General features: G+C 60.6%; 20 protein-coding genes and 9 pseudogenes. 16 read left to right on the forward strand and 13 right to left on the reverse strand.

Annotated features, from left to right (window positions below):
- Together BLW78_RS28350 and BLW78_RS31900 are read right to left on the reverse strand one after the other, a co-directional pair.
- Positions 1-232 (reverse strand): transposase (locus BLW78_RS28350; RefSeq protein ID WP_244527093.1); only part of this gene is annotated, 232 nt, incomplete at its 3' end.
- Positions 233-426: 194 nt separating this feature from the next.
- Positions 427-537 (reverse strand): annotated as a pseudogene (locus tag BLW78_RS31900) (transposase); the annotation flags it as partial.
- Between the two features lie 96 nt (positions 538-633).
- Here BLW78_RS31900 and BLW78_RS28360 point away from each other — a divergent pair.
- A complete protein-coding gene (locus BLW78_RS28360; protein WP_091683496.1) occupies positions 634-1047 on the forward strand; it encodes an IS66-like element accessory protein TnpA in 414 nt (137 codons plus the stop codon).
- A complete protein-coding gene (tnpB, locus tag BLW78_RS28365) occupies positions 1044-1262 on the forward strand; it encodes an IS66 family insertion sequence element accessory protein TnpB (RefSeq protein WP_091683498.1) in 219 nt (72 codons plus the stop codon). The genes BLW78_RS28360 and tnpB overlap by 4 nt, the downstream gene beginning before the upstream one ends.
- On the opposite strand, the pseudogene BLW78_RS28370 reads toward tnpB, so the two are convergent.
- A pseudogene (locus BLW78_RS28370) lies at positions 1238-1960 on the reverse strand (IS66 family transposase); the annotation flags it as partial. The gene tnpB and the pseudogene BLW78_RS28370 sit on opposite strands and share 25 nt — an antisense overlap.
- Before the next feature lie 80 nt (positions 1961-2040).
- Between BLW78_RS28370 and BLW78_RS28375 the strand changes: the two are divergent.
- Together BLW78_RS28375 and BLW78_RS28380 are read left to right on the forward strand one after the other, a co-directional pair.
- On the forward strand, positions 2041-3138 hold the full coding sequence (locus tag BLW78_RS28375; protein WP_091683500.1) for an IS5 family transposase: 1098 nt from the start codon (positions 2041-2043) through the stop codon (positions 3136-3138).
- On the forward strand, positions 3135-3461 hold the full coding sequence (locus tag BLW78_RS28380) for a hypothetical protein (protein WP_091683502.1): 327 nt from the start codon (positions 3135-3137) through the stop codon (positions 3459-3461). Before BLW78_RS28375 ends, BLW78_RS28380 begins: the two co-directional genes overlap by 4 nt.
- Here the strand turns inward: BLW78_RS28380 and BLW78_RS28385 are convergent.
- A pseudogene (locus BLW78_RS28385) lies at positions 3462-3734 on the reverse strand (transposase); the annotation flags it as partial.
- On the opposite strand from BLW78_RS28385, the pseudogene BLW78_RS28390 reads away from it, so the two are divergent.
- Both BLW78_RS28390 and BLW78_RS28395 read left to right on the forward strand, forming a co-directional pair.
- Positions 3732-4340: pseudogene (locus tag BLW78_RS28390) on the forward strand (IS66 family transposase); the annotation flags it as partial. The pseudogenes BLW78_RS28385 and BLW78_RS28390 overlap by 3 nt on opposite strands.
- A 61-nt stretch (positions 4341-4401) precedes the next feature.
- Positions 4402-4641 (forward strand): hypothetical protein, encoded by a 240-nt coding sequence (locus tag BLW78_RS28395; protein ID WP_091683504.1) that lies wholly within the window; start codon positions 4402-4404, stop codon positions 4639-4641.
- Positions 4642-4689: 48 nt separating this feature from the next.
- Here BLW78_RS28395 and BLW78_RS32110 read toward each other — a convergent pair.
- A pseudogene (locus BLW78_RS32110) lies at positions 4690-4866 on the reverse strand (recombinase family protein); the annotation flags it as partial.
- 21 nt (positions 4867-4887) lie between these two features.
- A complete protein-coding gene (locus tag BLW78_RS31910) occupies positions 4888-5034 on the reverse strand; it encodes a hypothetical protein (protein WP_244527094.1) in 147 nt (48 codons plus the stop codon).
- Positions 5035-5123: 89 nt separating this feature from the next.
- Here BLW78_RS31910 and BLW78_RS28405 point away from each other — a divergent pair, with 89 nt between their 5' ends.
- Both BLW78_RS28405 and BLW78_RS28410 read left to right on the forward strand, forming a co-directional pair.
- Positions 5124-5327 carry a hypothetical protein gene (locus BLW78_RS28405; protein ID WP_244527095.1) on the forward strand — a complete coding sequence of 68 codons (204 nt, stop codon included), beginning with the start codon at positions 5124-5126 and terminating at the stop codon, positions 5325-5327.
- Positions 5328-5342: 15 nt separating this feature from the next.
- A complete protein-coding gene (locus tag BLW78_RS28410) occupies positions 5343-5597 on the forward strand; it encodes a hypothetical protein (protein ID WP_091683508.1) in 255 nt (84 codons plus the stop codon).
- A gap of 75 nt (positions 5598-5672) precedes the next feature.
- Here BLW78_RS28410 and BLW78_RS28415 read toward each other — a convergent pair whose 3' ends face one another.
- The gene (locus BLW78_RS28415) at positions 5673-5960 is read right to left on the reverse strand and encodes a hypothetical protein (protein ID WP_244527096.1); all 288 of its coding nucleotides are present in this window, start codon (positions 5958-5960) and stop codon (positions 5673-5675) included.
- 631 nt (positions 5961-6591) lie between these two features.
- On the opposite strand from BLW78_RS28415, the gene BLW78_RS28420 reads away from it, so the two are divergent.
- The 4 genes and pseudogenes from BLW78_RS28420 to BLW78_RS28430 form a co-directional block, all read left to right on the forward strand.
- Complete coding sequence (locus BLW78_RS28420) at positions 6592-8184, forward strand: FkbM family methyltransferase (protein WP_091683510.1); 1593 nt, start codon at positions 6592-6594, stop codon at positions 8182-8184.
- A gap of 17 nt (positions 8185-8201) precedes the next feature.
- Positions 8202-8768, forward strand: a complete 567-nt coding sequence (locus BLW78_RS28425) for an NUDIX domain-containing protein (RefSeq protein ID WP_091683512.1) — start codon at positions 8202-8204, stop codon at positions 8766-8768.
- Positions 8769-8965: 197 nt separating this feature from the next.
- A pseudogene (locus tag BLW78_RS30810) lies at positions 8966-9103 on the forward strand (IS630 family transposase); the annotation flags it as partial.
- A 7-nt stretch (positions 9104-9110) separates the two neighbouring features.
- A pseudogene (locus BLW78_RS28430) lies at positions 9111-9992 on the forward strand (IS66 family transposase); the annotation flags it as partial.
- A 198-nt stretch (positions 9993-10190) separates the two neighbouring features.
- Here the strand turns inward: BLW78_RS28430 and BLW78_RS31130 are convergent.
- The 5 genes and pseudogenes from BLW78_RS31130 to BLW78_RS30815 form a co-directional block, all read right to left on the reverse strand.
- Positions 10191-10853, reverse strand: a complete 663-nt coding sequence (locus tag BLW78_RS31130; protein ID WP_139307768.1) for a hypothetical protein — start codon at positions 10851-10853, stop codon at positions 10191-10193.
- Positions 10854-11254: 401 nt separating this feature from the next.
- Positions 11255-12091, reverse strand: a complete 837-nt coding sequence (locus BLW78_RS28435) for an alpha-1,2-fucosyltransferase (RefSeq protein WP_091683514.1) — start codon at positions 12089-12091, stop codon at positions 11255-11257.
- Between the two features lie 262 nt (positions 12092-12353).
- The gene (locus BLW78_RS28440) at positions 12354-13256 is read right to left on the reverse strand and encodes a glycosyltransferase family 2 protein (protein ID WP_170855272.1); all 903 of its coding nucleotides are present in this window, start codon (positions 13254-13256) and stop codon (positions 12354-12356) included.
- 300 nt (positions 13257-13556) lie between these two features.
- The gene (locus tag BLW78_RS28445; protein ID WP_091683517.1) at positions 13557-15632 is read right to left on the reverse strand and encodes a rhamnan synthesis F family protein; all 2076 of its coding nucleotides are present in this window, start codon (positions 15630-15632) and stop codon (positions 13557-13559) included.
- Between the two features lie 278 nt (positions 15633-15910).
- A pseudogene (locus BLW78_RS30815) lies at positions 15911-16029 on the reverse strand (IS5/IS1182 family transposase); the annotation flags it as partial.
- A 53-nt stretch (positions 16030-16082) separates the two neighbouring features.
- Between BLW78_RS30815 and BLW78_RS28450 the strand changes: the two are divergent.
- Positions 16083-16220 (forward strand): annotated as a pseudogene (locus BLW78_RS28450) (IS630 family transposase); the annotation flags it as partial.
- Between the two features lie 139 nt (positions 16221-16359).
- Here the strand turns inward: BLW78_RS28450 and BLW78_RS31135 are convergent.
- Entirely contained in the window at positions 16360-17688 is a 1329-nt protein-coding gene (locus BLW78_RS31135; RefSeq protein ID WP_139307769.1) for a hypothetical protein, read from the reverse strand.
- A gap of 535 nt (positions 17689-18223) precedes the next feature.
- On the opposite strand from BLW78_RS31135, the gene rfbF reads away from it, so the two are divergent.
- The 3 genes from rfbF to BLW78_RS28465 are packed head-to-tail and all read left to right on the forward strand — an operon-like array spanning position 18224 to position 21374.
- Positions 18224-18994: a glucose-1-phosphate cytidylyltransferase gene (gene rfbF, locus BLW78_RS28455; protein WP_091683519.1), complete on the forward strand. Its 771-nt coding sequence runs from the start codon at positions 18224-18226 to the stop codon at positions 18992-18994.
- Between the two features lie 8 nt (positions 18995-19002).
- Positions 19003-20118: a CDP-glucose 4,6-dehydratase gene (rfbG, locus tag BLW78_RS28460; protein ID WP_091683521.1), complete on the forward strand. Its 1116-nt coding sequence runs from the start codon at positions 19003-19005 to the stop codon at positions 20116-20118.
- Entirely contained in the window at positions 20115-21374 is a 1260-nt protein-coding gene (locus tag BLW78_RS28465; RefSeq protein WP_091683523.1) for a class I SAM-dependent methyltransferase, read from the forward strand. Before rfbG ends, BLW78_RS28465 begins: the two co-directional genes overlap by 4 nt.
- Positions 21375-21378 lie beyond the last annotated feature (4 nt).

Raw genomic sequence — 21378 nt, forward strand, 5'->3', positions numbered from 1 at the left:
GCACGAACTGCAGTGCGCGCTCGCTGTCGTGCCCCCCAGCCTGACGCATCAGGCGGCGCCACGTGAACAGCTGCGAGGCGCTCAGTCCATGTCGGCGTGCCACCGCGCTGATCGAGATGCCCGGCCCATCGCTCTCGGCGACGATGGCGGCCTTCTCCTCATTCGACCACGTCCGGCGCCGGCCGGCCCCGGTGAACAGCTCCAGGCGCCGGATCGGCTCCGACATAGCCATACGCCCTGACATCGACATGTGACGGAGCTCCCAATCCGCTCCGTATGTCGCCTTCACACCGCCTGCCGGAAGGTGCCGCCCAGACGACGCTTACCCTGGACCTCAACGTCGGCGTCCTTCACGGCCAGGTCGTCCGAGATGCGTGTGAGCCCGATCGGCAGGGGAAAGCGAGGTCACCGCGGGCTGCTTTTGCGAAGGCCCGCGGTCAGGCGAGAGCGGATGGTGCGCAGTTCGGGTTCCGAGATCGTGCCCTTGAGCCCCAGCAGCAGACGGCCGTTGGCCGAGCCCGGATCGTAGACGCCGTCGCGGTGTACGCCTCCGGTGAGAGCCGCCTTGTGAGACGGGGCTTCGTGCCCGACGTCTGACCTTAATGCTGGCGTTAAGGTCATCGGATCAAGGCGATGCGGGTCGAGGTTCTTGCCGGGGTCGAGCGCCGGCGGCGCTGGAGTTTCGAGGAGAAGGCGCGGATCGTCGAGGCGTCCTACGCGGCCAACACGTCCGTGAGTGTGCTCGCGCGCCGCTATGGGATCGCGCTCGGATTGCTGTTCACGTGGCGGCGGCAAGCCCGCGAAGGCCGGCTCGGCGGGGCCGAACAGGTGCCGGTGTTCGTGCCCGTGGTGACAAAACCTGAGCCGGCCCCTGACCCCTGCCCGCCAACCCTGCCGGCATCGGCCGCTGCAGACGAGCATCCGCGTCGCCGCCGCCGGGCCGGTGTGATCGAGATCGATCTCGGCGGTGACCGGCGTCTCAAGGTCGATCGCGACGTCGACGCCGAGGCGCTGCGCCGAGTGCTGTCGGTTCTGGAGGGGCGATGATCCCCGTCCCCACCGGCGTGCGGGTCTGGCTCGCGACCGGCCACACCGACATGCGCAAGGGCTTCCCCGGCCTCGCGCTGCAGGTGCAGGAGGTGCTCCGGCGCGATCCGCTGAACGGGCATCTGTTCTGCTTCCGCGGTAAGCATGCGGCCTGGGCCGCAGGCGTTCCGGTCGCGGTAGATTGGCTGCGTCAGGCGGCGTCGGCGACGAGCTGAGAAGCGTCAGGTTGCGGCCAGTTCCACGGCAGCAAGGCATCGAGGTCGCGGGCGGGGTGTTCGTTGATGCGCGCGAGCACATCGGCCAGCCACGCTTGCGGGTCGACGCCGTTGAGGCGCGCGGTCTGGATCAGGGTGTACATCACCGCCGCGCGCTCGGCGCCGCGCACCGACCCGGCAAACAGCCAGGCTTTCCTGCCCAGCGCGATGCCGCGCAGTGCTCGTTCCGCCGCGTTGTTGGTCAGGCAGATCCGCCCGTCGTGGACAACGCGCTCGAAGGCCGGCCAGCGCTTGAGCATGTAGTCCATCGCTTTGGCCACCTCGGCATGGCGCGAGAGCCTGGCCCGCTCGGTCCGCATCCAGGTCTCCAACTCGGCAACCAGCGGGGCGAGGCGCTCCTGCCGGGCCATGAGACGGGCGGCAGTCTCAAGGCCATTGATCTGCCGCTCGACGGCAAAGATCGCGTCGATACGCTCGACCGCTACCAGTGCGAGCGGGGCCAGCACCGGCAACCGGCCGCGTGCCTTGGCGGCGACGTCGGCGAGCACGAAGAATCTGCGGCGTGCATGTGCCCAGCACGCCGCCTCGACGAGCGGCCCTGGACGGCGCGCGGGGTCGTAGAGCCGGTTGAACCCGGCAAAGGCGTCGGCCTGCAGCACACCGGAGAAGCCATCGAGGTGACGCTCGGCATGCTCGCCTAGCAGGCTGTTGAAGAAGTCCGTGGCGTGGCCGAGCGGGGCATGATTCACTCCTTCCTAGAAGCGCTTGGGGAAGGCGGATGCGGGGTTCGGATCAGCGTTCGGGGACGTTGTTCTCCTATGTGGACTTGGAGGCTCGGATCCGACCCGACCACCCCCTGCGCACGATCCGGCAGCTCACGGACGTGGCGCTCGCAGCGCTGAGCGGGGACTTCTCCGTGCTCTATGCGGCCCGGATGGGTCGCCCGTCGATCCCGCCTGAGATGCTGCTGCGGGCGATGCTCCTGCAGGCGTTCTACTCGATCCGCTCGGAGCGGCAGTTGATGGAGCGGCTGGAGTTCGACCTGTTGTTCCGCTGGTTCGTGGGGCTGGGTGTCGACGATCCGGCCTGGGATCATTCGAGCTTCAGCAAGAACCGGGACCGGCTGCTGGCCGGCGAGATCGCCGCCAAGTTCCTGGCAGCCGTGCTCGCCCAGCCCCGGGTGAAGCGGCCCCTGTCCAGCGACCACTTCAGCGTCGACGGCACGCTGATCGAAGCCTGGGCCTCGATGAAGAGCGTCAAGCCCAGGGATCAAAACGGGGACCAAGCTCCACCACCCGCCGGCGGACGTAACGCCGAGGTCGACTTCAAGGGTCAGAAGCGTTCGAACGAAACGCACGCGAGCACCACCGACCCCGAAGCCAGGCTCTACCGCAAGGGCCCGGGCATGGAGGCCAAGCTCTGCTTCATCGGCCATGCCCTGATGGAGAACCGCTCGGCCCTGATCGTGGACACCTGCCTGACGTCCGCAGACGGCCACGCCGAGCGCATCGCCGCGCTGGCGATGATCGAGCCGAGGGCGGACCGCCCCAAGGCCATCTCCGTGGGTGCTGACAAGGCCTATGACGCGGAGGACTTCGTCAACGAGCTGAGATCGATGAACGTGCGAGCGCACGTGGCCCAGAACACCAGCGGCCGCCGCTCGTCCATCGATCGACGAACCACTCGCCATGTCGGCTATGGCATGAGCCAGAAGATCCGCAAGCGCATCGAGGAGGGCTTTGGCTGGATCAAGACGGTGGGTGGCCAGCGGAAAACCCGCTTCAGAGGCCGCGACAGGGTCGGGTGGGCCTTCGCCTTCACCGCGGCGGCCTACAACTTGGTTCGCCTGCCCAAGCTGCTCGGAGCTCTGGCTTGAGCGTCCTGGGCAAGTGGCGGATCGTCGAGCTGCCGGGCTACGCGGACGACTATGCCGACATGGTCGAGCCAGCCTACATCCTCTTTGAGGCAACCGGCGGCGAGTTCGCCTTCGGATGCGTCACCGGGGCCTTCGCCGGTGGTGGTGACCACGCTGCCGTCAAGTTCGACTGGAACGGGAACGACGAGATGGACGAGGCCTGCGGCTCCGGATGGGCCGCGCTTCAGGCCGACGGCTCGCTTCGGGGCGAAATCGGCTTCCACGCCGGCGACGACATCCCCTTCATCGCTCGCCGCTGGCCGAGTTCTTCAACAGCCTGCTAAGCGATCGGGCGAGAACTGGAACAGCGCCGCCGGCGGGTCGCGGCCGCCGAACGGCCGGTCGTCGCGGACGTACACCCAGGCCCGCCCGGTCGCCGTCTTGCCCTTGGCCAGGATCGGCACCGGCGTGTCGTCGGCATGCATACGAGCACCGGCCAGCACGTGAGTGCGGATCCGCTCGACCAGCGGCCGCAGCAGGCCCGCGCAGCCGCCGACCTGATCGGCCAGGGTCGAGAGTACGATCCCGCACGCCCGCAAGGCGCGATCCGCCCGGCGCTCTGCTGGGCTCATGCCCGCCGCGGGTTCTTCGTCCTCGCCGACGTGGCGGCCGGGGCGCGGCGAGGCCGGAAGGCGGCGGCGATCTCGCCGATCGCCCTGGAGGCGGTCCGTCGGATCGACGAGCTGTTTGCGGTCGAGCGCGGGATCAACGGACGCTCGGCCGACGAACGTCTGCAGGTGCGTCGTACCGAGACCGCTTCGCTCGTGGCCGACCTGGAGACGTGGCTGCGCGAACAACGCTCACGCCTGTCGCGCTCCTCGGCCGTGGCCGAGCCGATCGACTATCTGCTGCGGCGTTGGCCTGCCTTCACGCACTTCCTCGAAGATGGAAGGGTCTGCCTGACCAACAACGCCGCCGAACGGGCTCTGAGAGGCTTTGCCCTGGGCAGAAAAGCCTGGCTGTTTGCCGGCTCGGAGCGGGGCGCTGATCGGGCAGCCGCGATGGCGACGCTGATCGTGACGGCCAAGCTCAACGCCATCGATCCGCAGGCTTGGCTCGCCGATGTTCTCACCCGCATCGCCGATCACCCCGCCCCTCGGCTGCACGAACTTCTGCCGTGGCATTGGCGGTCAGCGACCGCCCCGCTTGCCGAGGCTGCCTGAGCATTCTCGCCAGCCAGCCTCGACCCGGACGAAACGATCGGGCCGCGACGGAAGGGAGCCGATGCAGCGCAATAAGGTGAGCACCGTGTTCACGCTGGCCAGGGTCGCCGTTGACCTCGGACAGGATGAAGACGCCCTGTTCGACATCATCGTCGACATGGAACCCGAGGACGGCCTGATCTGGGTCCACGGCTCCGGCGACGAGGCGTACCCAGCGTTTACCAACGATGGGATCGACGAGCTGAAGGAGCGGATCGCCGCCCATACGGCAGAAAGTGATCTGCTCCCGAGGAAACCGTAGCTCCCGCGTCCTTCGCCGGATGGATACGTCGCGGTCGGCGATGAGGCATTTCCGGACGGCGCAGATATCCAGGAGCGGGTACCAGTCCGTGCAATTGCGGGCGAGCCGCGTCACGTCGACCGAGAGGATCAGGCCGACCTCGCTCAGGCTGACGCGCGCTGTCAGTTCCTTGAAGCCGCGGCGATGGGTGGTGGAGGCGCCACTCAGGCCGAGGTCGGCATCGATGACGTCAACGTTGGCCTCGCGCTATCCGAGATCCCGGGCGCGCTGCGTCAGCGCATACTGGAGACGCAGGCTTTCCTGGTTGCTGACGATCTGGGCGGGTGTCGACTGCCGGATGTAGACGACCGCTTTGCGCGCCAGATGCGTCGGCTGGACCAGCTCGGACTTCATGGCGTGTCTCCGCCAGGACCGCGGCGATCTCGTCGATGATCTGCCGCCGTAGCGCTGCTGGCAGCATCCACTGCACGGATGGGCACGATTTGGTCGCCGACCTCGTCGGCTGTCGCCAGCAGAGCGTCGGGCAGATGCGGCTGCGCGCCGAGCAGGTGGCACTCGGCGTGATGGAGCGGATAACCGAGCGCTTCGACTGGTCGGCGTGGCAGGTTGAGGTCTACGACCCGAAGGGCCGGCGGGTGTGGATCCAGGCCTTTACCGACGTCGATGCCGATTTGCAGGCCCCGTGAGAGGAGGAGACGACGATGGCGCTGAAAACCACCTACCTTGTGCAGCCGTTCGAGCTGCACCGGAAGCGCTTACGGCCGGCGCGCCAGGAGCCAGCGCAGACCGAGTTCGGCGCATGCAAGAAGGCGGAGGCGCTATCAGCGCGGATGCCGGGCGCGGCGGCGCTTAAGATCGTGGCCGATGATGAAACTGGCGAGTTGGAGGGCGTGACGATCCTCGGCCGGTGGGGCGAGATCCCGGACGATTTCGCCGAGAGCCTGCAGGGCGGCTGACGCTCAGCCCTTTGCGGCGAAGTCCCAGATCGGGATCCCCGGCGCCTGGCCCTTCAAGAAGCAATAGCCCGAGGGCTAAGCGAAGGCGACGCGATCGGCATGGACCGCACCGGTGTCGAGCATTAACACCCCGCAGGAATCCACACGAAGGGTGCCGGTCTGCGGATGCACGCCGAATAGATCGGCCGCCGACCAGCCGAGCCGATATGCCTCCGCGCCGAACTGGTCGATGAAAGCCAGCGCGTTCGCGCGGATCGCTGCCCACTTCGCTGGCGCGAGATAGCGGCACCAAGAGGCGTGCTCGGACAGGCGCTCGATCTGCTCGCGCCAAGAGGCCACGGCGGAAGCGAGGCTGGCTGACATGCCGGCGCGATACCGCGCAGCCCTTAATGAAGTGCGTCGCACCCAGCGACATCCGAGGGAGTGATGCGCCGCGGATGGCCGCCGGCTGGGCAGATAGGATTGCCAACGGCGACGCGTTAAGACAAATCACCCGCGCCTCGCGACACAATCCCTCGTGCAGCCCGGTCGGAGGTTCGGTCGCGCGGAAGTGCTTGAGCAGCTAGTGCAATTTCCTGGTGCTGAGATACGAGTAGCGCCAACGCCTCCACCGCAAAGGCCAACATATATGTCTGATGCTAGCAAGAAGGCCCAAGATCCCTTCACCGCGGTTGGGCTTCTAGACGACGCGATAAAGCTCCGTCTGCGGGCTCTATCGCACGCATTTATGTTGCTGTTCGGCGAAACGATCGAGATGTTGCGACCAAAGGGCGCCATCGATTCAGATTATATTGGAAAATTATTCGACCGCCTCGATCAGCACATCATGAGATACCTCGAAAAAAGATCGACCGAAACAGTATCTAGTCTCGCAAACATTACAATCACGCTTAGAAAAATATACAATCCAACAGTAAACAAACCATCAAATTGACACACCATAACACCTTCTATTTAACTGGTAGCCACGATCAGAGAGCTTCACTGAGTTACCATGAAGACGCCATTTTTTAATCCGCCGGCTACTTGTCAGATACCCAATCTGGCGGGGAAATGGGAGGCCCTGTTCGGCAAGAAGCGGGACGGAGTCTTTGTAGAAGTTGGAGCCTACGACGGGGAGAGCTTCTCGAACACCTCCTTCCTCGCGGACGTTGGGTGGACAGGCTTGTACATAGAGCCAATCGCTGAGTACGCCCAGAAATGCCGGGAACGGCACGCCCGCAACGAGAATGTAAGGGTTGCGGAGGTTGCGATCTCCAACAAGCCCGGACAACAGCAAATCCACCTCGGCGGCACTCTGACCACTCTGTCCGGCGAGCAAGTAGCAGACTACGACGAGATAGGTTGGGCCAAAGGCATTCATCAAGGCGAGAAGCGCTTTATCGACGTTCAGACTCTCGACGCGACCTTGCGGAATAATGAAATTTCCACGGGCTTTGATCTGCTCGTGATCGATGTCGAAGGCTTTGAGCGAGAGGTGCTCGAAGGATTCGCGGTGGAAGAATTTATGCCGACCGTAATCGTTGCCGAGCTGGAAGACGATCACGCTGACTTCCGGAACAACGAGCGCGTCACGGAAGCAGCTCGTTATATTCGAGGTCGACTCGCTCGCGCTGGTTATGTGGAATACTATAGAGACGTCATCAACACTATCTTTGTGTTAGCTTCGAAGTACCAGAATTTACCGAAAGAAATTAGGTACTTCGAGCCTCTTCTCACAGTCGGCATTCCGACTCGCAACGGCGCTAAAACGATCGAGCGTGCGTTGGCCAGCGTTGCTGCCCAAACCTACAGGTCGTTTACAGTAGCAATTTCAGACAATAATTCGACAGACGATACTTCGAATTTTATTCAAACGTATCTAACACGCTTCCCTGACGCGAAAATGATCCGGCAGCGCGAAACGCTGGCCGCCTACGATAATTTTAAAGCCGCCTCAGTCGGCTGTAAAACAAAGTACTTCGTATATTTGGCAGACGACGATTTCTGGGAGCCAGATTACCTAGAACGTTGTGTGTCAGCACTCGAGGCAGATGAGAGCTTGACTAGCGCGTTTACCCAATATCGCGTATACTACCACTACGCGGAGCGCTACGATCATATCATAATGCATTCCGACAGTGCCTCAGACGACAAAGTTGAGCGCGTCTTGGTCCGCGCACGTGATATGGCGCCCTGCGCCTTTTATGGCGTACATCGAACCGAACCATTCATCAAAGCCATTCAACAGGTCGGAATTTTTGATTTTAGCGATGTGGCCATCACCATCAGGCTCGCTGTCGAAGGCAAGTTAAAAAACTTGCCGTTTGATCTCTACCGCTCAGGCGTCTCTGATGAGGCTCGACTGACAAGAAATTCGTTAGATGGCGGTCGGATTAAATATTTGCCGTTCGCCTTTTACCTGATCCGGTTCTCGTTAGCGAATTTCCCTCTACCACAAGCGCTTCGTCTAATCCCGAAGCTGCTATCTGCATTGCGTGTTGTTGAGCGTAGCCATAAAGCGGCACGTGCCAAACCAAGCGCGCCACCAGATTACGCATCACTTCCGACCCGCGAGCAGATTGAGCAACACCGACTTAATGCGTAATGGCTTGAGGGCTTTCGATGAAGGCGGAAGTGCTGGGATACCGATCGATCCATGACGGCTGGAGCCGGTTCGGCGTCGTGACTGTCAGGCTCGCCAGCGGTGTGGTCGTCGAGCGCGAGATCGAGCAACACGGGGAGTCGGTCGGCGTCCTGCCCTATGACCCTGAACGTCGAGTCGCCACCCTCGTGAGCGAGTTGCGGGTTCCGCTGCTTTATGCCTTCGGTGAACACGCACAGCTCGAAGTGCCGGCAGGTGTCATTGATGGAGGCGTCCCCGAAGAGAACGGTCGCCGTGAGGCGCTGGAGGAAGTTGGGCTACGCCTAAAATCATTAGAATTCATTTGTGCGGCCTTCTCATGCGCGAGCTTGTCTACGGAGAGGGTGCACCTATACCTCGCAGCATACGAGCTTTCCGACCGTGTAGCACCCGGCGGTGGAGCGGAAGGCGAGCATGAGGACATCGAAGTTATCGAAATGCCGCTCGCGCAGCTCGCACGTCTTCTGGACGCCGGGGAGCTGCGCGATCTGAAGACAGTGGCCCTGGTATTTGCACTGAGAACGCGGCGTCCGGAGCTTTTCCTCTGAAGGTCGCCCCGACATGATAAAATGGAGCTTCGGAAAGACCGTTGAATAGCTTGGCTGGCGACGTTCGCCTTGAAGAGGCTTGCCGCCGTACCCCGACGGCAGCCTGGGCTGTGTGGCGCCTTTCTCTAGTGGTCAAGACCTGACGGTTGAGTCCGTCCCGGGTTTCGGTTTGGGCTGTGTCCTGCGAGTCTGGCGGGATCCGCAGCGGCATCTCCTTCTCGCTTTCTGCTTCGGATCGCCTTCGACTGGACGCCCTCGTGGCTGACCGGAATACGCCGCAGAAGCATGTCTGGCGCGCTCGCATCGTGCTGCTGAGCGCCGATGGGCTCGGGACCTGAGTGCTGTCCCTGCTGCGGATCGACCAAGCTGTCCAAGCTCGGCGAGGACATCACGGAGACGCTGGAGGTGATCCCCCGGAGCTGGAAGGTGATCCAGACCGTGCGCGAGCGCTTCTCATGCCGGACCTGCGAGACGGTCACGCAGCCGCCCGCACCGTTCCACGTCACGCCGCGCGGCTTTGCCGGGCCTCAGCTCCTGGCCACGATCCTGTTCGAGAAGTTCGGCCAGCATCAGCCGCTGAACCGCCAGAGCGAGCGCTTCGCCCGGGAGGGGATCGCGCTGTCGGTCTCGACGCTGGCCGATCAGGTCGGTGCCTGCACGGCCGCGCTCGCGCCCCTGCACGCGCTGATCGCCGCGCATGTTCTGGCGGCCGGGCGGCTGCACGGCGACGACACCACGGTGCCGATCCTGGCCAAGGGCCGGACGGTCACCGGCCGGATCTGGACCTATGTCCGTGACGACCGCCCCTTCGGCGGCCCGGACCCGCCGGCGGCGCTGTTCTACGCCTCGCGCGACCGGGCCGGAGAGCATCCCGAGGCTCATCTGCGCGGTTACCGCGGGATCCTGCAGGCGGATGCTGACCGTGGGTACAATCGCCTCTACGATCCCGCACGCCCGCAAGGCGCGATCCGCCCGGCGCTCTGCTGGGCTCATGCCCGCCGCGGGTTCTTCGTCCTCGCCGACGTGGCGGCCGGGGCGCGGCGAGGCCGGAAGGCGGCGGCGATCTCGCCGATCGCCCTGGAGGCGGTCCGTCGGATCGACGAGCTGTTTGCGGTCGAGCGCGGGATCAACGGACGCTCGGCCGACGAACGTCTGCAGGTGCGTCGTACCGAGACCGCTTCGCTCGTGGCCGACCTGGAGACGTGGCTGCGCGAACAACGCTCACGCCGCAGGCAGCGATCGGGCACACCTACGCGGTCTTTGCCGTCGACAGGGAGATCAACGGCCTGGGTGCCACTGCCCGTCTCACAATCCGGCGGGAGTGCCTCGCCCCGCCCGTAGCCGAGCTGGAGACTCGGATGCAGACCGAGCGGGCCCGCTAAAACTCGCTCCCGTATCTGCCACTTCAGCCCACTCTGCGGATCAACAAAAATATCCAGACCGACCCTCATGTATACCGTACATAAAGTAATGAAATGTCGGTCCTTGTGCACTTTCCGCAACATCTGGATTACGTCTTACGTACTCCAGCGGATTAACGCCGGCTCGCGGAGCCCGAAATTCGTCATCTCCATAGTAAGCAAAATGTTCATATGGATCTGCACAGGCATTCTGGACATCCGGATTTGCTAAGATATACCAATCAGCATCTAAAATCCCGGCCTCAAGCAAAATAATTCTAAAAGCACCTCTATTTCTCGAAACTTCCTGCATTGGTCGAAGTGATCGGACATCCGAAAGCTCAGACAGAACCGGCGCTTTATTTGCCTCAAGCTCAAGAGCCACTCTCAAGTAAAGATTTCTGGTAGATTGGGCCGCGATTTTAGATAGTATGCCCGCCTCCGAATTTAGTGGTATGTCATTATGAACTTGCGCCGCCCCGCCGGCGTGTCCCGCAAGTCCGACAGCGGTTGCAGCTTCACGCCTGAACTCCTCCAATTCGCTAAGCGACCTTCTTGTAGAGTTTAACTGCGCATTCAGAAGGGATATTTCCCGAAGCATCAACCTCTTATCTCGCGCCAACTCGGAATTCTCACGATCCAGGCGCTTAAACTCTTGCGGCAATACGCCATCTTCTTCTTGCATACCTTATCCTTTCCAAATCGAGCAGCGAAGATTCTGTATAATGCCGCCATCAACTTCGCTATCTATGAAGATCCGCAAGATGCAAAAGCACGATTGTTACAAGAAACTAATCTGGGGTGCGACACTACGATTCCTGCCGCCAATACCCGCAGTGTTGAACTGGGCGAATAAAGTCAGCGAAGGTTTTGGAGACACTTGAAGTACGGGCGACATCCCACAAGTTAAACGGCGCTAACGCCAACCCGCGAAAGAGTCCGTATCCGGCGTATTCCTGCCAAGCAACATAGTCGAGGCACCCGACCCTGTCTTTCTCGTTGGTTTGACGCCTATCATGTGAGGGGAAAATCAGAGACCTCTTTATACCTGACAGGGGCAATCAGACTCTTCCGACGGGTTCAATTCTAATCACCCCCAATCGGAAGCATGTTCCATCCGGGAAACAGGAGATCCCGTGTACACAATTCCGGATTCGCGAACCAGGGGTCAGGCGCCACTACTACAGTTTGCTCATCACCGCCGAGCCAAGCCGACCACCAGCTGAATGAACTGTTCGACAGAATGTAGTGACGGCAACGTGACATTAAATGGAGCTCGCGGCAATCTTGAAGCCCCTGGTCATCGTCCCCCGGAATTATGTCGATAAATTCTATGTCCGCGCCGCAAAAATTCTCCCTACACCAATCAATATCGTCGGAGAAAACGTAGAATCGAGGTCGAGCCAATCTGCTCCTCATCAACCGCATCGCTAAGCCGAAATATTTGACACTTGCCAAACCATGAAAAGCCCGAGTCGAAGCGTTTGAAGCGTAGTCACCTCGGCGTACGTGAACTGCAACCGACTCCTCTTGGATCATATAGCTCGCAAGCTGCTGATAGTATTCCGGCCAGGCACAGCGCAGCTGAATCTCTGATCTTATTTTGTCAGCAACCTGCGAGAAATAGCGTTCGCTCTGCCAGTAGCCGGAATAGCGCATACTTCCGATCTGACTAAAGACGGAGTGATCGTAGTGGAAATGAGGCTCACGATATAGCGGCAATGTTGCGTCTGGCGGCTCGGAGCAAATATTGGCTTCGACTCCAAAATTATCGAGCACAAAATTCCTCAACTTGTAGGATGAGAATGCACTTGCGTCTAATGTTAGTTCTGCGCCACGCTGCATCGACACTGCACGACCAAACGCGTATTGAAACAGCTGATTGCCAAGGCCGCCGATCACTTCGACAATGATATGGTCCATCTTTATATCCCTGAATGCCGGCAAACTGCGAAACGCAACGCTGACTCATCTTCGATGTTGCCGCGGATTAGACGAAAAAAAGATTCGCGCAATAGTCATTCGGCCCTTTGCCGTTTCAGCCGAACCTCGCCCGTAGGCAACCGTACTGGAGAATAAGTCCTGCGGTTGAAGTGGCCTTTGGGCGCAGTCGACTGGCCAAGCCATTATAGTGCTGCGCCATATAGGTCAGGATGACCGATTGGCGCACAAAATTGGCACGATCTTATTTCTGAGCTTCTAGCACGCCACTACTAATCGTCCGTATGAATAGATCAGAAGGCGTGGGCAGACATTGCGCGGCAGTTGTTTGTTGGACGAGCGATACTGTCTTCTTTCTAATTGCATGGACAGTACCCTCGACAATTTTGTGAATATATCCCGCCTCAATTGTCTCCATTGCCCACCCCCAGTCCTCAAAGCCAATCTGCTTACTCAATTGTGTTGCTCTATACGGAACCTTAAGAAACATACTCCTTCTCGAGAAGGTGAGGGCGGTCCATAAATTCGTTATAGCAATCGCGCTCACGTCGAAGAACGGGCTTTCCATATCGACATGAACGTAGACATATGACTCCGATCCAAAAGCGATGTTTAGTTCGGGATGCCATACAACTGGCCGAGAATCCGAGACGGCAGCTCCGAAAGCGTCGGTAAGCCAGTTTTCTCCAATTAAATCGTCCGCGTCCACGAACGCCAACCATTCGCCCTTAGCTCGGATAGCCCCCTCATTCCTCGCGAGCCCAAGGTCACCATACTGTGTGTCATAGAGAATACGCGACGCCCCTTTTGAGCACCATTCGCTGCAAACTAGGCGGGTAAGATTGTCCCCTCGATCCAGTACAATAATAGGCTCGACTCGTATACCTGCTCTTTGAGCATGTACCGCCGCCCTTTCGACGCTTCTTAGCGTCGATGCTGCTATGAGACCTTCTCGATGGGCATTTACTACAACGGATATTTCATAGACGTCCGCCGGCGGATTTACAGTCACTTTTCTACCTTCAAAGCTGAGTTGAGCTTCGCCAGACTGCCGCTGCAAAGTTGCGGTCTCTAGTACACATCCCGGGCGCGGCGGGAGATCTCGCACCACAATGGCATAGCCGATAGTTGCCAACGTTTTGGCCAAGATGCAACCACATCGCCATTAAGCTCGCAGATGGCACCGTGAAATGCTAGCGTCGGCACAGTTCAATGCCATAACTTAATGCTTGAAGCCTCTCTATGCGTCAACATAAGGGGATCACAGAGTGGCAGCTCTGATCCTCTACATCTCGCGCACTGCCGCCCTCGGCCGCTGGCGAAAAGCGCTCCCTTAGATGCAGCCCTCTTTCTGGACAATGTAGTCGGGCATCGGTTTGGCGGCAATTTCGGATTGGGAAAGGAGCTCCTACAGTGGTGCGGTAGATCACGTCCTGACGAAGGCGCACTACGCTTGTGACTGCTCCATCGAATCCATGAGCAGCTCCAAGACATTTGTAGCTTCACGTCGTTGCATAACACTGGCGGTGCCGAGGCATCCACCTCGATGAGTGATGAAGGTCCGCCGGCGCGCCGCATCGTCTGAGGGGTCTGCTTCTTGAAACAAACAGATGCTTGCTGGAAGCAGACTTCTCAGTGCGTGCAAGGCAGCCCACTCAGACTCGTGCGAGGCATCAAGAATAGGACTCTCCAGACTACTCGATGGCCGGTGAAGCGGCTGTAATATTACGACAATCCCCGCACGAGCTAGAGCGAGACCCTGGCGTGCGGCACGCAGCGACGGCAGCGGCGCGACATTCGTGACGACCGTTGCACCAGGCAGCTGCTGAAGCACGTGGTGTGTATCGTCTGTTGTGCCGTTGTCGATGATAATGAATTCCGTCCTTGATAGATCGCCCTCGGCAAAAGCGCGAACAACACGAAGCAGGCGCTCCGGCGTGTTATCAACGATTGCGATAAACGAAACAACGGGTTCCTGTACGTCGGGGAGAACAACCTTGCCTCCGTCAGCCAGGAATGTGTGCATCTCAGCTAAGCAGATGCGCGCGTCTGTCGCTGTGTCGTTGGACAAGGTGGCGACGCCATCGACCAGCGATCCCAGCGCCAACTGGGCGAGGGTTCGGTCCGCCGAGCTTGTGTTGTAGCCGCGAGCCCCCAACTCTGCACGCCAGTCCGCGGTCTCCACGCCGCGGACAAGCCCACGTGCCGTCCCGACCTTCAAATAAGGGAAGCCAGCGCGGAGCAGCTTTCGCCAGTTGTGTAGTGTTGCGTCAAGCCAATTCGGCGTTGGGAAAAGTACCTCCGCGCGAAACCCGCGCGCCATTGCGTAGCGCGCCAGTTGCGTCTCATACTCGTTCACAACGTCGTTCTTGTGAGCGTACGAGACCACGCCTTCGAAGAAGGCCCGGCCCGCTTCTGAGTCAAGGAAGCGCCGCTTTAGCGTGAGAAAGTAGCTTTGGATATGCCAGCCGCGGTCCGCGTTCTCGGTTAAGCCGACGATGTCGGATTCGCTCGCGCGGACTCTGGCGACCACCCGTTCAAGCGCCTCCAGATGGGTGGGCCCAAACACACTATCGTTGACTAAGTACAGTGCGTTTGCGCTGAGAAGTTCGGGATGCAGACGTAGCAGGTGAGCCCAGGCAGCGAAATCGAACCCAGCATTTGCGCGCTGGAAGACATGATCAGCTATGTCGAAGGCAGCGCCTGTTATCGTAACCTTGTTGTAATCACAGGCGACAATTAGAGCGCATTCGATCCCACATTGCCGTAAGGAGGCGATGTGGTGTGCGACATGGGGCTTGATTGCGCCGTTGCGCGAGTGCGTGACGAACAGGGCGACCTCGTCAGTGAAAGCGCCGCCCTTCAGGCGGTCGATCCGCGCGGCCGTGACCGGCTCCGATTCGAGGATAGTGGCGGCGTTGGGACGGCGGCGGTCGATCAGGCCTTCGACGATGAAGTGCTCTAAAGGATTGAGACCGCGCTGCGCGACGTCTGGATTACGCGCAAGGTACCAGGCTGGATCGAAGATCCCACGCCATGCCTCTCGGTCTTCTTCGGAGGCGTTTGCCGCTCGGCCCTCCAAGATTCCGATCCGGCGGAAATGTTCCAATGGATCGTCCTGGTAAGGACCTAGGTCGGCATTTCGCGCCCGGTACCATGCCGGATCGAAGCGGGTATCCCAGACTTTTCGTGGTTCGTGATCCGCGCTGGGATACCGTCCCTCGCTTCGTCCGTAGAGGAGATAGTGCCGGAGTGGATCCGCATCAGTTTCCGCGACGTCGGGGTAACGTGCGCGGTACCAACTTGCATCCACAACCTCGCCAAGAGATGCTATCTCAGCCATGGGATTCGGAAAACGCTTCTCCGCGTATCCGTAGGACAAGTAGTGCTCGAGCGGATCGAGCCCAGCTGCCGCCACGTCGAGGTAGCGCTGCTTATACCAGACCGGATCGACGCTCCCGCCATGTTCTGCTCGGCCGTCAGCGACACCGCCACCGGCAGGATCATCTCCGTTCTCTGTCATCGCTCAAGTGCCATTATTCTGCGTGACGAGGCAATCGCCGGTCAGTAGCTCAGCTTGGGTTCGCCAAAAGCGTGGTTTGCTCGCCTATTGCTGCGATCAGTGCGGATGCCCATTCAGCGCCTATCACGGTACGAATGCCGTGCTCCCTCTAACCCGGCTCTGCGCTGCCACCCTAGGGCTTGGGCTCGATCAGCACCAGGATCCGCCAGCGCTCCCGATATCAGCTCTTGTCGTGGCGGATCGGGAGCTTCCGCGGCGGCTCGCACGCCGCTGGTTTTGCCCGGCGTCGGCAGGCGAACACCGGGACGGCCAAGGACGTCGATCCTCGTCGTCTGACCGCCACGCGAGGGGCCGATGGCCCGGGTTTTCGCCCACCTTGCCCCCTGTGCTTGGCTCGCCCACCACTCCCGGCGGACCTTCCACTTCACGCCGCCTTCAGCCTCCTGGCCCAACGCGGTCGGGGGCTTCTTCTCCGCTCTCACGCGCCGCCGTCTGCAGCGCGGCACCTTCACCGGCATAGTTGAACTGCGGGCCACCATCAACCGCTGCATCGCCGAGCACAACCGAAGGCCCAGACCCTTTGTCTAGACTAAACCCACCCCAGTGATCTTCGATGCCCCGAGCCGAGCGCCTGAACCATTCGTCTGAGCCAGGACACTAGTACATATCGCTGGATAGAATCAATGTGTACAAAATTAGGCGCACTGCTTCGAAAATCAAAGATGTCTCACGACCTAGCGGTCAAACACCGAACAGAAGCGCAACTGTCCTCAGGAACAACATGAATTTTGTTCGAAATCGCTTCAGCAAGGAAAAACATGTCGATCAAGCGTTTCTTCTCTCGCTCAGATACTACAAAAAATTTCTTCACAGAATCGAAACAATCTCTAAAATACATTTCTGCACTGGCAGCAGCTTTGCCTCCGTCGAATCCTTCGGGAAGAAAAGCAACTAGATCGGAAATGTTCGAAAGGGCGGCGCCTCGCTGCCGCATGACCTCCCACAGGTGCACGCAGTTAAAGTTAAATACTGTCTTCGGGCGCAAAGCAAATATTAAAGTTTCGACAAGTCTCGCGACGTCATGCGGTGGCAAATCGAATGTATGGTCAGACAATTTCAAGACACTCTCTGCTCTGGGCATCCGCGGATCTTCAGGCTCATACCAAGGCCCGCAAACAACGAACAGAACATCGTCAGAAGCGACCATTCGACTCGTGGCCGCTTTGAGATAATGGAAATATGCAGCGTTTGTCGATTTGTCGCCTGCAGACACAAAAACCAGATTCGCAGGCGCTCTACGGATATTAGAAAGTATACCTTTCCAGGCCGAGAATATTGTCCCGTTTCCAACGCCCCTAATCACAGTTATGGCGCTTATCCAATCTGATACTCCTTCCGAGTCAATGGAACAATCGAATCCGCCCATTCTCGTGAGATTATCGATGACTAGACGGCGCTGCCGTTCGTTGAGACCGATAAACCGCCCTTCGGCACGACCGAACTTGATATAATGTAGCAAGGGATGGGCACCGGCGGAGGCTACATCCGGGTTGTTTCTGAGGTACCAGCCTCCATCGAAACTCGGCCCCGCGGCACGCCCCTCGTATCCGCCGAAATCCAGGTAATGATCGAGCAAGGAAATGCCGCTCAGTTCCGGGTTGTTTTTCCCATACCACTCTATATCAAATAACCCAGACTCCATGATTAGGCTTTTTCTCAAAGCCCGATCTTGCTCACTTTCAAGTTCGTTTTCCAGATCATCGGGAGCTGGACCAGAAGGCCTTCCTTCGGCACGACCAAACTTGATATAATGTAACAAGGGATGGGCACCGGCGGAGGCTACATCCGGGTTGTTTCTGAGGTACCACCCTCCATCGAAAGTCGGCCCCGCGGCACGCCCCTCGTATCCGCCGAAATCCAGGTAATGATCGAGCAAGGAAACGCCGCTCAGTTCCGGGTTGTTCTTCCCATACCACTCTATATCAAATAACCCGGACTCCATCAGCAATTTTTTATCTGCTTCTCGGTCGTCAGATTCGGTGTTTGGCCGGGACATGGCTTACCTTTCTAGTTTCGGTCCGAATTGCCTGCCAGCTCCCTAGTACTAACCGGCGTCGAACGATCGCAATTTTACGGCAGGTATCTTTACATCATCACATATTTATCAACCAGAGTTATCTGCCGGTTCCAGTGCGCTGTGTGCCGGGAGTCGGGCCGGCGGCGATGTCTCAGCCGCCTGCTTATGGGTCTTCGCTTTATATAGACGGCCAGTTGGCCAACCGTCGAGGCGCATGCGGAACAGGCGGCAATTGTGCGGCAGTGGAGCTGCGGACAGAGCGGGGCCTGGCCCGCATCTCGACGCGGGGTCTGCAGCATGCTAGTCGGCGCATCAGGCCGCCTGTCATCTAAGAGCTGTCGGGGGATGCCGCGAATAGCGAGAGCTGTCTGGGACGTCCCGTCGCCCTAGAATAACGAGGTTAGGTTCCTCAGCCGCTTGGCCAAGGCTCGTAGCGCGGCTAGGTCGTGCCAGTCGCGTCGGCTCACCACGTCGGTGCGTGCGTCGCGGACATCGAGCCTAGCGGAGTTCTCATATGAAGGCAGTGATCTTGGCGGGCGGCCTTGGAACGCGCCTGTCAGAGGAGACCGGGACGCGTCCCAAACCGATGGTCGAGATCGGCGGGCAGCCGATCCTATGGCACATTATGAAGGGCTTCGCCGCGCACGGAGTGCGCGAGTTTGTGATCTGCCTCGGCTACCGCGGCTACGTGATCAAAGAATTTTTTCTTAATTACCGCCTCCATCTTTCCGATGTCACCGTCGAGACTGGCTCCGGCGCGGTAGAATTCCACCGAAGCGGCGCCGAAGACTGGAGTGTTTCGCTAATAGAAACTGGTGCCGAGACCATGACTGGCGGCCGGCTCAAGCGCGTTAGGTCTTATCTCGGTACTGAGCCGTTCTTCATGACTTACGGCGACGGCGTCTCCGACGTCAATCTGACCGCGCTTGCCGCCTTCCACAGGGGCCATGGCCGCTTGGCTACCTTGACCGCAGTGGCCCCCCCCGGCCGGTTTGGAGCCCTAGAGCTCTCAGGTGACGCGATCCGCAGCTTCCGTGAAAAGCCGGCTGGCGACGGCGCTGTGATAAACGGCGGCTTCTTCGTTCTCGACCCACGAGTGCTCGACACCATCGCTGGCGATGCCACGGTATGGGAGAACGAGCCACTGGAGCGACTGGCTCGGGAAGATCAGCTCCAGGCTTACCGGCACGATGGCTTCTGGCAGGCGATGGATACGCTGCGCGACAAGAACCAGCTCGAGGCGCTCTGGGCGAGCAAGGCCGCCCCTTGGAAAATTTGGGCGTGAGCGCACTTATGCCGGTCGCACTCGCATCGCGCGCACTGAATCCCGATCCGGGCTTTTGGGCTGGCCGGTCGGTGCTGATCACTGGCCATACCGGCTTCAAAGGCGCGTGGTTGAGCCTGTGGCTCACCCGCCTGGGCGCCCGGGTCACCGGCTTCGCGCTGGAGCCCGAGACTCAGCCAAGCCTCTACACGTTGGCCGATTTACCAGGCCGGATTGAGAGCCAGATCGGCGACGTGCGCGATCTTGCTGCGCTTTCCGCGAGCGTTGCAGCGGCGCAGCCCGAAATCGTCCTGCATTTAGCTGCCCAGGCACTGGTGCGACCTTCGTATATCGATCCAGTCGGCACCTACGCCAGCAATGTCATGGGTACGGTCCACCTGCTGGAGGCCGTGCGGTCCTGCCCGTCAGTGCGCGCCGTGGTGATCGTGACCAGCGACAAGGCCTACGAGAATCGCGAGTGGGTCTGGGCCTATCGTGAGGACGAGCCTATGGGGGGGCGCGACCCGTATTCGAGCTCGAAAGGCTGCGCGGAGCTGGTCACCAGCGCTTACCGCGCTTCTTTTTTCGGCAAGAATGATCACTCCGCTAAGATCGCGAGCGCCCGAGCCGGCAACGTCATCGGCGGCGGGGATTGGTCGCTGGATCGCTTAATCCCGGACGTAGTCCGCGCCTTCGAGCGCGGCGAACCGGTAGAGATCCGCGCACCCGGTGCCGTGCGACCCTGGCAGCACGTGCTGGAGCCGCTCTCGGGGTACCTGCGCTTGGCTGAGGCTTTGTGCGGAGAGGACGGCGCGCGCTATGCGGAAGGCTGGAACTTCGGACCGGCCGAGGCGGATTGCCGGCCGGTCTCGGAGGTGGTTGCAGGCCTCGCAGGAGGTTGGGGTGAGGGAGCGTCGTGGCAGCTTGCTAATGGCACACACCCGCATGAGGCGACCTTCCTCAAGGTCGACGCTTCGAAGGCGCGCGCGCATCTCGGCTGGGACCGGCGGCTGCGGCTCGCCGAGGCGCTGGATTGGACTGGAGCGTGGTACCGCGCGCAGGCACGGGGCGCGGACGCAGCCGCGCTGACACTCGAACAGATCGCGCGCTACGAAGCACTGATAGGGACAGGGGATTTGGCATGAGCGCGACGAGCACCCCTCTGGGCTTGACGAGCCGCGCCTGCTGCCGGGCCTGCAGCGCGCCCCTCACACGCACTGTGGCAGATCTCGGCCTGTCTCCGCTCGCTAATTCCTACGTGCCACCCGAGAGGGCAGGGCAGGGGGAAATGGTCTACCCGCTCCACGCCTACGTCTGCGAGCGTTGCTGGCTGGTGCAGCTCGAGGCGTTTGAAAGCCCGGAGCACATCTTCTCGGATTACGCCTACTTCTCGGGCTTCTCGGCTGGCTGGCTGCGCCACGCGGAACGCTACGTCGCCGCGATGACCGAGCGCTTCGGCCTGGGACCAAATAGCAAGGTGGTCGAGGTGGCCAGCAACGACGGCTACCTGCTGCAATACTTCGTCGCCCGCGGCGTACCGGTGCTGGGGGTCGAGCCGGCGGCCAACGTCGCGGCCGTGGCGCGGGAAAAAGGTGTACCGAGCGAGGTCGCATTCTTCGGCAGGACTACAGCCGAGCGGCTACTCGCCGAGGGGCACGGCGCCGACTTGATGGCAGCCAACAACGTGCTCGCACACGTGCCCGATATCCTCGATTTTATAGCAGGGTTCCAGGTTCTGCTGAAGCGCGACGGCGCCGGCACCTTCGAGTTCCCGCACCTTCTGCGGATGATCGAGCACAAGCAGTTCGACACGATCTACCACGAGCACTTCTCCTACCTGTCGCTGGGCGTGGTCTCCGGCATCCTGGAGCGGTCGGGACTGCGGGTGTTCGACGTCGAGGAGTTGCCGACGCATGGCGGGTCTCTGCGCGTGTTCTTCTGCCACGCCGAGGGGCCGCACGCACAGACATCGGAGGTGGCCCGCGTACTCGCTGCCGAGCGGGACGGCAGCTTATTCTCGACCGTAGGCTATGGGCGCTTCGCCGAGGAGGTGGTCGAGATCAAGTGCGCGAGCCTGGAGTTCTTGATCGGGCAGCGCCGGGCGGGCAAGCGGGTCTGCGGCTATGGAGCCGCGGCCAAGGGTAACACCTTCCTGAACTATTGCGGGATCGGTCCGGAACTGGTCCAGGCAGTCGCCGACCGCTCGCCGCACAAGCAGGGCACGCTCCTGCCCGGCAGCCGGATCCCGGTGATCTCGCCGGAGGCGATGTTGGAGATGCGGCCGGACTACGTGCTGATCCTACCCTGGAACCTGAAGACTGAGATCATGCGGGAGATGGGCGGGATCCGCGCCTGGGGTGGGCGGTTCGTCACGTGCATCCCAAGCTTAGCTGTGGAGTGAACCA

This window comes from Methylobacterium sp. 275MFSha3.1, from assembly GCF_900108435.1.
Taxonomy (GTDB): domain Bacteria; phylum Pseudomonadota; class Alphaproteobacteria; order Rhizobiales; family Beijerinckiaceae; genus Methylobacterium.

Bases quoted from the DNA above. Each gene is read 5' to 3' on its own strand.
- tnpB (WP_091683498.1), top strand. From the start codon at position 1,044: ATGATCCCCGTCCCCACCGGCGTGCGGGTCTGGCTCGCGACCGGCCAC.
- BLW78_RS28395 (WP_091683504.1), top strand. From the start codon at position 4,402: ATGCAGCGCAATAAGGTGAGCACCGTGTTCACGCTGGCCAGGGTCGCC.
- BLW78_RS28415 (WP_244527096.1), bottom strand. From the start codon at position 5,960: ATGTCAGCCAGCCTCGCTTCCGCCGTGGCCTCTTGGCGCGAGCAGATC.
- BLW78_RS31910 (WP_244527094.1), bottom strand. From the start codon at position 5,034: ATGAAGTCCGAGCTGGTCCAGCCGACGCATCTGGCGCGCAAAGCGGTC.
- rfbF (WP_091683519.1), top strand. From the start codon at position 18,224: ATGAAGGCAGTGATCTTGGCGGGCGGCCTTGGAACGCGCCTGTCAGAG.
- BLW78_RS31135 (WP_139307769.1), bottom strand. From the start codon at position 17,688: ATGTCCCGGCCAAACACCGAATCTGACGACCGAGAAGCAGATAAAAAA.
- BLW78_RS28445 (WP_091683517.1), bottom strand. From the start codon at position 15,632: ATGACAGAGAACGGAGATGATCCTGCCGGTGGCGGTGTCGCTGACGGC.
- BLW78_RS28425 (WP_091683512.1), top strand. From the start codon at position 8,202: ATGAAGGCGGAAGTGCTGGGATACCGATCGATCCATGACGGCTGGAGC.
- rfbG (WP_091683521.1), top strand. From the start codon at position 19,003: ATGCCGGTCGCACTCGCATCGCGCGCACTGAATCCCGATCCGGGCTTT.
- BLW78_RS28360 (WP_091683496.1), top strand. From the start codon at position 634: ATGCGGGTCGAGGTTCTTGCCGGGGTCGAGCGCCGGCGGCGCTGGAGT.
- BLW78_RS28375 (WP_091683500.1), top strand. From the start codon at position 2,041: ATGCGGGGTTCGGATCAGCGTTCGGGGACGTTGTTCTCCTATGTGGAC.
- BLW78_RS28420 (WP_091683510.1), top strand. From the start codon at position 6,592: ATGAAGACGCCATTTTTTAATCCGCCGGCTACTTGTCAGATACCCAAT.
- BLW78_RS28410 (WP_091683508.1), top strand. From the start codon at position 5,343: ATGGCGCTGAAAACCACCTACCTTGTGCAGCCGTTCGAGCTGCACCGG.
- BLW78_RS28435 (WP_091683514.1), bottom strand. From the start codon at position 12,091: ATGGACCATATCATTGTCGAAGTGATCGGCGGCCTTGGCAATCAGCTG.
- BLW78_RS31130 (WP_139307768.1), bottom strand. From the start codon at position 10,853: ATGCAAGAAGAAGATGGCGTATTGCCGCAAGAGTTTAAGCGCCTGGAT.
- BLW78_RS28465 (WP_091683523.1), top strand. From the start codon at position 20,115: ATGAGCGCGACGAGCACCCCTCTGGGCTTGACGAGCCGCGCCTGCTGC.